Origin of the sequence: Paludisphaera mucosa (genome assembly GCF_029589435.1) — a bacterium.
Classification (GTDB): Bacteria; Planctomycetota; Planctomycetia; order Isosphaerales; family Isosphaeraceae; genus Paludisphaera; species Paludisphaera mucosa.
In genome coordinates, this window is the sequence record NZ_JARRAG010000007.1 from 39,866 (window position 1) to 49,309 (window position 9,444).

General features: G+C 67.7%; 3 protein-coding genes. 2 read left to right on the forward strand and 1 reads right to left on the reverse strand.

Translation table 11 applies throughout. The features are described 5' to 3' along the window. Positions 1 to 23: 23 nt before the first annotated feature. Positions 24 to 5,288, reverse strand: coding sequence for a helicase-like domain-containing protein (locus PZE19_RS32345; protein ID WP_277864798.1), 5,265 nt, complete (start codon positions 5,286 to 5,288; stop codon positions 24 to 26). Between the two features lie 300 nt (positions 5,289 to 5,588). Between PZE19_RS32345 and PZE19_RS32350 the strand changes: the two genes are divergently transcribed. After that, positions 5,589 to 8,288, forward strand: a complete 2,700-nt coding sequence (locus PZE19_RS32350) for a type I restriction endonuclease subunit R (RefSeq protein ID WP_277864799.1) — start codon at positions 5,589 to 5,591, stop codon at positions 8,286 to 8,288. Continuing rightward, a partial coding sequence (locus tag PZE19_RS32355) for a type I restriction-modification system subunit M (protein ID WP_277864800.1) occupies positions 8,285 to 9,444 on the forward strand: 1,160 nt, incomplete at its 3' end. The genes PZE19_RS32350 and PZE19_RS32355, both read left to right, overlap by 4 nt.

A 9,444-nucleotide genomic window follows, 5' to 3' on the forward strand; every position in this document is an offset into this window, starting at 1 on the left:
CGGAATCCTCGCCGCCGGGGCGTTCAGAACAACCGTTTCTGCTTCAAGCGACCTCGGTCCCGCACCTCGAGCATGGCGGGCGCCCGGGCGGGAAGGGGGGAGGACGCCGCGGTGCCCGCAAGGACCGCCGCGACGGGGGACGGCTCGGTGGTCCCTCCCGATGCGACCGGCTCGACCCGAGCTTCCGCCTCGTCCTCCGTCCCTCCCGGGACGACCACCCCCCGCCGCCCTCGAATGCGGGCGGTGACGGGGCGTTCGCCGGTGGACGTCCTCGCACCCCGCGACGGCGGCGGGGTCGCGTCGAGGGATTGCGATTCCTTGAGGACTTGCACCCGCTCGGCGAGTTCCCCGGCCGTCGGGAGAGGCGCCGCGTCCGGGTCGGGCGGGGTCCCCGCGAGGGCGACCTTGAGGAGGTCGCGGAGCCCGGCCAATTCGGCGAAATAGGCGTCGTGCCGGAACGGCCTGCCGAGCCGGTCTTGATAGTCGCGTCGTTGTCCCTCCGCGAGGGCCAGCTCGCTTTGGGCCGACGCCCTCTGGCCCTCGGTGCCGGCCGCGAGGCGTTCCACGGCGTTCATCACGGCCCGCGGCCCGTGGGAGTCGCGGGAGAGGGAAGCATGCCGCACGGCGGCCCCTTCGAGGTAGACCTCGGGGCCGGACTCCGGGTGGACCACCATCCCGAACCGCAAGCCGCGGTAGACGCCGAGCGGGAAGCGGCGGGTCCGGGGGACGAGCTCGGGCGTCGAGTCGAGGCGACGGCCGAGCACGGCCTGGACTTCGTCGCGGCGGCACTGGCGGCCGTCGACGGTCACGGGGTCGTCCGCGTGCCTCGCCAGCGTGGCGAGGTCGGCCGTGAGGTCGGCCAGCCGCTTCGCATGCCGGGCGACGGTCTCGGGCAGGTCGCGGAGATTGCGGCGGGCCAAAAACTGCTCGTCGGCGTGGTGCTTCCGCAAGGTCGAGAGCCGCTGCAATTCCGCGTCCGCCTCGGCGAGCGTCAAGACGGCGGGGTTCCCCGAGGCGATGGCCTTCACCTCGGCGTACGACAACTCCTGCCCGCCGACGTCCTCGGCCCGGCGGCTGCCCGACTCGCCCGTGACGACCTGGGCGATGAACCGGGCCTTGGTCTCCAGGGCCTGCCACATATAGGCGTCGAACGAGCCCTCGGTCACGTACCGGAAGATTTGCACCTCCTCGTTCAGGTTGCCCTGCCGCAGAATCCGGCCCTCCCGCTGCTCGACCTCGGCGGGCTTCCACGGGGCGTCCAGGTGGTGCAACGCGACGAGCCTCCGCTGGACGTTGGTGCCGGTCCCCATCTTCTGCGTGCTGCCTATCAGGACCCGCACCGAGCCGTTCCTGACCTTCTCGAAGAGGACCTGGGTCTTGGCGTCGGTGTCCGCGTCGCCGACGGCGGCCATCTGGTCCCGCGGGACGCCGCAGGCGGCGAGCTTGGCGACGAGGTCGCCGTAGGCGGAATATCCCCACGGCGTCGGGTGGACGCCCATGTCGCAGAAGACGAGCTGCGTCCCGCGATTGTGTGCGGTGGCCCGCCAAATCGACTCGATGTTGGCGACCGCCGCGTTCACCTTCGAGGCCGGGAAATCCTGGGCCCGACTCGCGATGAGGCGGGCCTCCAAGGCGAGCTTCCGGCCGTCGGTCGTGATGGCCAGGGCGTTGTCCTCGCGGGGGTCGACCTTCTGCGAGCGAATCCGCTCGTAGCGGGCCACGAGGTGCTGCTGGACGCCCCGCTGCTCGTCGGACATCGGGCAGGCGACGATTTCGGCCTTGCCCCCCGCGAGCCGGGGGCGGGGGAGGTCGAGCATCTCGGCCGTCTGCACGTCCGAGAACGCCCGGAACATCTGCTGGAGTTCCGGCAGGTTGATGAACCGGGCGAACCGGCTGCGGGGCCTCAGGCTCGCCCCGTCCGGGGAAATCTCCATCACGTCGACGACCTCGCCGAACGTCGCGGCCCAGGCGTCGAAGTGCTCGATGCCCCGGCGTGAGAGCCCCTCGGGGTCGAGGAACCGCTGCATCGTGTACATCTCGACCATCGTGTTGCTGATGGGCGTGCCGGTGGCGAAGACGAGCCCGTGCCCGGGATGATTCTCGTGGAGGTATCGGCCCTTCATGAAGAGGTCGAACGCCCGCTCGCTGCCCCCCGTCTGGATGCCCGCGACCCTCTCCATCTTGGTGGGGGTTTCGAGGTTCTTGAAGTAATGGGCCTCGTCCACGAACAGGTGGTCGACGCCGAGCTCGTCGAAGACGAGCCCGTCGTCCTTCTTCTCCTCGGCGAGGAGTTCCTTGAGGCGGGCCTCGCGGCGGGCCTTCTGCTTTTCGATGGCCTTCGTCAAATTCCTGTGCACTCGCGAGGCGTCGCCGCGGGCCGAGTCGCGGAGGAGCTGGTCGTACTCGGCGATTTGCTCGCGGAGGAACCGGGCCTGGAAGCCGCGTGACATTCCGATGCGTTCGAATGAGCTGTGGGTGACGATGACGCCGTCCCACTCCCCGCTGGCCATCTTCGCGGTGAGCACCTTCCTCCGCTCGCGGGCGAGGTCGTCCTTCGCGGCGATGAGCAGCCGTGCGTTGGGATAGAGCTGCATGAACTCGCGGGCGAACTGCTCCAGCATGTGGTTCGGCACGACGTACATCGGCTTCTTCAAGAGGCCAGCGGCCCGCATCTTCATCCCGGTCGCGGCCATCGTGTAGGTCTTCCCGGCCCCGACGGCGTGGGCGAGCAGGGTGTTGCCGCCGCTCATCCCCCGCCAGACGGCGTCCTCCTGGTGGCGGTCCAGGGTGATGGTCCGATTCATGCCGGGGAAGTCGAGGTGCGAGCCGTCGAAGAGGCGAGGACGGAGGTTGTTGTAGGTGTCGTTGTAGATGCGGACGAGCCGCTCGGTCCGCTCCGGGTCGGCGAACGTCCAGGAGCGGAACCGCTCCTTGATTCGCTTCTGCTTCTCGCGGGCCGCGAGCGTCTCCTCCTGGTTGACCACGCGGGCCTCGCCGTCCGGGGTCTGGACGGTGTCCTGGACGAGGGGGGTCTTCAGGTTGAGGGCGAGTTCGAGCAGCAACGTCCCGTTGGCCCTCGCGGTGCCGAAGTCGGCGGTGGCGGCGACCGTCCGCTCGACCTGATAGTCGTAGTCGACGCTCCACACGGCGTCCTTCACGAGGTGGCCGACGCGGACGCATTTGGGCTCGACGCCGAAAAGGTGGGCGGCGAAGGCTTCGAGGTCCGACTCGGGAATCCACGGGGCCCCGAGGTTGGCGTCGATGTCGCCGGGAAGCACGTCCTCGGGCTGCACCGCACGCAACGACGCGACATTCCGAGCATACTCGGGGCCTGCAAGCTCCGCTCGTGCGAGCTTGGTGCGGACCTCGCCCGAGAGGTAGGCGTCGGCGGTCTCCCAGCCCAGCGTCGCCGGGTCCCTGTAGATGAGGTCGCCCAACTCCTCGACGGCCCGCTCCTGGGCGACCCCGTAGAGCTCGACGATGTAGGCGAGGTCGACCTTGCCCTTGTGGTCGAGGGAGACGAGGAGCCCCTCCTCGGCACTCCGCACGGCGGTGACGGGCGGGCGTTTCCCGACGACGTCCTTCTGCATGATGGCGGCGGGCGAAGCCGTGCCGCTGGCCTCGTCGTAGTGCTCGAGCGACATGACGAGCATGGCGTCCGGGTCTTCCCGGAACTTCGCGAGGTTCGGCATACGTCGCACGCTGACGCCGCCCGCCGTCTCGCCGAACGTGGTCTTGTTGATGGGGCCGTAGGCGGCCGCGAAGCGGTCGTAGGCCCGGTTGAGCTGGCGACGTGCCTCGTCCCGCTCGGGCTCGGGCCTTCCCTCGTTCTGCGATTTCAGGACGTTGCGGGCGTGGTCGCGAAGCTCGATGAGGGCGGCGAGCCTGCGGCCGACGAGCGTGCCGTCGGCCCGGAGCGTCGTGCCGCCGTAGCAGACGGCGACCCCTCGCCCGCCCGCCGACTGGCGGATGGAACGGTCGGGGCCGAGGAAGAAGCTCCCCTCGACGATGTGGTCGAGCGTCGGCGTCGGAGGGGCGGGGGGCGTGAACGTCGCGGCCCTGGGCTTGGCCGCAGGAATCGACGGCTCGAACCTCGGCAGTCGCTCGACGGCGAGCCTGAGCTGCTCGCCCAGGTCGCCGTTCGCGACGACGCTGTAGCCGTCGCCGCCGCCGTAGAGCCTATCCTTGCGGGACCAGTCGCCGAGCACCATCTCGGGATGATTGAGGAAGTAGCGGTTGACGCCGACCTCGGCCCCTTCGACTTCGAGCGTCCCGACTTCCAGCCAGGCCGGGTCGGCATGGTCGGGCGGCCCTTCAGGGGGTCTGCGGCGAAGGAAGACGATGTCCGTGACGACGCTCGTGCCCTCCTGCTTGAAGGCGTCCGATGGCAGGCGGACGGCCCCGAGGAAATCGGCCCTGGCGGCGAGGTGCTCGCGGGCCTCGGCGTTCCGCTTGTCGAGCGAGTAGTGGGTCGTGACGAGGGCGAGGACGCCGCCGGGCTTCAGGGCGTCGAGCGACTTCGCGAAGAAGTAATCGTGGAGCGAGAGCCGCATCTTGGCGTACTCGAACTTCACGTCGGCGAACGGCGGATTGCCGACGACGGCGTCGAGGCTCCCCTCGGGGAGCTTCGTGTCGCGGAAATTCTCGATGCGGATGTCATGGCCCGGATGGAGGGCCCTGGCGATGCGTCCCGAGACGCCGTCGAGCTCGACGCCGAGGAACCGCATCCCGGCGGGTGCGAGGCCCATGAAGCGGCCCGAGCCGCACCCCGGCTCCAGGACGGCGGCCCCCTTGGGGACGCCGAGTCGTTCGAGGGCGGCGAACATCGCGGCGACGACGACGGGGGACGTGTAGAAGGCGTTGAACGTGGTCCGCTTGGCACTCTCGTACTGCTCGGCGGTCAGGAGGGAGACGAGCTCCTCCCCGAGTGCCTCCCACGCGGGCGACTTGTAGGAACCGGTGACCGGGTCCGGGAAGAGGGAGAGGGCGACGGGGCCGAAGCCGCCGAAACGGGCGAGCGTCCGGCGTTCGACCTGGTCGGGGAGCCTCCGCTCCCGCTCGATTCGCCCGAGCGTGCGGACGGCCTCGAGGACGTCGAGGGCCTTGGCCTTCTCCCCGCCCGCGGGGCGGGCGGGGGGTGGGCCCGGCTCATGGTCCGCGGCCTCGTCCCCCGCGTCGACCGGCTTCGGTCGCGGGGGCGGGACGAGGTCGCCCAGGTTCGAGGGGGCGATTTCCTCGGGCGGGAGTGCGGGCCGCGGCGGTGCGACGGCGTCGAAGAACGCGAGCATCGGCTGGTCGGCCCGATTGCCGGAGCGTCCCCCGCCCGAGCGTGGTCGGGGGCCTGAGGGTGACGCTCCGGGACTCATGGCCCGGATTTAAGGCGATGCGTCGAGAAAGAACAAGGGTCCGAGATATGTGCGTTCGTATTCGAATCGATTTCCGGCTCGAAGGCTGTCGCCCATCGAATCCGGGCGACCCGAGAAGCACGTGCTCAGCCGAGACGGAGTCTTCCGACGGCCGGCTTATGTAGATACCGTGGATGCAGGCGAAATCGATATCGGGCCTTATGACAGAGCAGGTATGAAGCCATGTCGTCCGAGCTGGAGTGGCTGACCCGAAGGAACCGCATCGATACGCGACTCCGTGCCTGGGGCTGGGACGTCGTCCCTCACGGCCCGTCCTTCCAACCGGCCGAAGCCCATGCGAAGGCCGTCACCGAGTACCCGACCGCGAACGGCCCGGCCGACTACGCCCTCTTCGTGAACGGCCGAATCCTCGGGATTGTCGAGGCCAAGAAGGTCTCTCTCGGGCCGCAGAACGTGCTGGTCCAGGCCCAACGATACTCCGAGGGGGCGACGGACAACCCTCTTCAGTTCGGGTCCTATCGAGTCCCGTTCCTCTACTCGTCCAACGGCGAGGTCGTCTGGTTCCACGACGTCAGGAATCCGCTCGAACGCTCGCGGCGGGTCGCCGATTATCCGACGCCTTCGGGGCTCGAGGAGCGTCTCGCCCGCGATTTCGACGGCGACGTCCGGAAGCTGCTCGCCCTGCCGAACAACCACTCGCGGCTCCGTCCCTACCAAGTCGAGGCGAACGAAGCGGTCGAGAAGGCCGTCGCGGACCGCAAGCGGCAGATGCTCGTCGCGATGGCCACCGGCTGCGGCAAGACGTTCACGATGGTGAACCAGGCCTATCGGCTCATCAAGTCGGGGGTCGCCCGGCGGGTCCTGTTCCTCGTCGACAGGCGGGCCCTCGCCGCCCAGGCCGTGCGGGCGTTCGCAGGGTTCGAGCCCGAGCCCGGCTTGAAGTTCAACAAGATTTACGAGGTCTTCAGCCAGCGGTTCCGCAAGGAAGACTTCGAGGAGGACGGGAACGAGGAGAAGTTCGACCCGGAAGTCCTCCCGTCGTCCTATCTCCTCAGCCCTACGGGCGGGCATGCGTTCGTCTATGTATGCACAATCCAGCGGATGGCGATAAACCTCCTCGGCCGGGCCGCGGCGTTCGAGGAGGGGGACGAGGTGCGGGACGTCGAGGAGGCCGACAAGCTCGACATCCCGACCCACGCGTTCGATTGCATCATCGCCGATGAATGCCACCGTGGTTACACCTCCGCGGAACTCTCGACCTGGCGGACCGTGCTCGATTACTTCGACGCGGTGAAGGTCGGGCTCACGGCCACGCCCGCGGCCCACACCACGGCCTACTTCACCGACGTGGTCTATCGCTACGAATACCGGCGGGCGGTCGAGGAGGGCTACCTCGTCGATTACGACGCGGTCGCCGTCGACTCGGACATCCGCATGAAGGGGCTCTTCCTCAAGGAGGGCGAGCACGTCGGCCTGGTCGACACCGCCACGGGAGGCCAGCAGCTCGACTTCCTCGAGGACGAGCGGGCGTACGACGCGAGCGACATCGAGCGGAAGGCGACGGCCCCCGACTCGAACCGGAAGGTCGTCGAGGAGCTGAAGAAATACGCGTTGGAGCACGAGGCGAAGTACGGGCGTTTCCCGAAGACGCTCATCTTCGCGACCAACGACCTGCCCCACACCTCGCACGCCGACCAGCTCGTGAACCTCTGCCGCGAGGTCTTCGGGAGGGGAGAGGCGTTCGTCCAGAAAATCACGGGGAGCCCCACGGTCGACCGTCCGCTGAAACGCATCCGCGAGTTCAGGAACCGGCCGAACCCGGCCGTCGTCGTGACGGTCGACATGCTCTCGACCGGGGTCGACGTCCCGGACCTCGAATTCATCGTCTTCCTGCGGCCGGTGAAGTCCCGCATCCTCTTCGAGCAGATGCTCGGCCGCGGCACGCGGAAGGGCGAGCACCATCCCGACAAGTCGCACTTCACCGTGTTCGACTGCTTCGACGGGACGCTGCTCGCCTACTTCAAGCAGGCCTCGGCGTTCACGAGCGAGCCTCCGGCGAAGCCGACCCGGCCCATCAAGGAAATCATCGAGGACGTCTGGAACAACAAGGACCGGGCGTATAACGTGGGCTGCCTCGTCAAGCGGCTCCAGCGAATCGACAAGGAGATGTCGGGCGAGGCCAGGACGGACTTCGCGGCGTTCATCGCCGACGGCGACCTCGGCCGGTTCGCGAAGACCCTCAAGACGGCCGTCGCGAACGACTTCACCGGGACGATGAAGCTCCTCCGGAACGAATCCTTCCAGGACCTCCTTGCGAACTACAGGCGGCCTCAACGAGGCTTCGTCATCGCCCACGAGGCGAAGGACGTCGTCACGTCGCGGTGGCTCATCCGGGACGGCACGGGGAAGGAGCATCGGCCGGAGGACTACCTGAAGCTCTTCGCCGACTACGTCAGAGAGAACCCCGACCAGGTGGACGCCATCCGCATCCTCTTCGACCGGCCGAAGGAGTGGGGGACGGAGGCCCTGGGCGAGCTTCGGCGAAAGCTCGCGACGACCAAGCACCGATTCACAGAGGTGAATCTGCTGAAGGCCCACGAGGCCGCCTATCACAAGCCGCTCGTCGACATCATCTCGATGGTCAAGCACGCGGCCGACGAATCGGCGCCGCTCCTCACGGCCGAAGAGCGTGTGGACAAGGCCCTGGCGAAACTCAAGGCCGGCAAGACGTTCTCGGCCGATGAAGAGCGGTGGCTCGGCCGCATCCGCGAACACCTGGCGGCGAACCTGTCCATCGACCGGGACGACTTCGACGACGTCCCGGTCCTCTCGCGAGAGGGCGGCTGGGTCCAGGCGAACCGGGTTTTTCAGGGTAAGCTTGCGGGGCTCCTTCTCGAACTGAACGAGGCGATGGCGGCATGAGCGACATAGTCGGGAAACTCTGGGGCTTCTGCCACACGCTCCGGCACGACGGCGTCGATTACGGCGATTACATCGAGCAAATCACGTATCTGCTCTTCCTCAAGATGGCCTCCGAGCGTGTGCTCGAGGTCCCGAGCGGTTGCGAGTGGTCGAAGCTCCGAGACAAATCCGGGACCGACCTGACGGACCACTACATCGAAGTTTTGAGGACGCTCGGCAAGCAGCCGGGCATCCTGGGCGACATCTACGCGGGGGCTCAGTCGCGGTTCAGCGACCCGGTGAACCTCAGACGCCTCGTGAACCTCATCGACGAAACCGAGTGGACGGCCCTGGGCGTCGACGTGAAGGCCCACGCCTACGAAGGGCTCCTCGAGAAGGCGGCGAGCGAGGGCAAGAAGGGGGCGGGGCAGTACTTCACGCCCCGCGTCCTCATCCAGTCCATCGTCCGCTGCATGAAGCCCGACCCCCGGACGAGCCCGACCTTCACCATCGCCGACCCGGCCTGCGGGACCGGCGGGTTCCTGGTGGCGGCTTACGAGTGGCTCATGGAGCAGACGAAGGACGGAGCACTCGACCGGGAGACGTCCAAGCGGGTCAAGCGGAAGACCTACTTCGGGACCGAGCTGGTGGCCCGTCCGCGGCGACTGGCCCTGATGAACATGTTCCTCCACGGGGTCGAGCCGCACATTGAGCTTCAGGACGCGATTTACACCGCTCCAGGAAGTCAGAAGTTCGACGTGATTCTCGCGAATCCGCCCTTCGGGACCAAGGGGGCGAACCAGGCTCCCGACCGCGACGACTTCACGGTCGAGACGAGCAACAAGCAATTGAACTTCGTCCAGCACTTCCTCACCGTGCTCAACCCTGGCGGACGGGCGGCGGTCGTGCTCCCCGACAACTGCCTCTTCGCGGACCAGGCGGGTGAGGTCTTCAAGATTCTCACCGAAGACTGCAACCTCCACACGGTCATCCGGCTCCCGCGTGGGACGTTCACCCCCTACAGCCAAGGTGTGAAAGCGAACGTCGTCTTCTTCACAAAGGGGGAGCCGACGTCGAAGGTCTGGATTTACGACGGTCGGACGAACGTTCCTGGCATCACCAAGAAAGACCGCCCCCTTTCTCGTGTCCATTTCGCTGAGTTTGAGACGTGCTACGG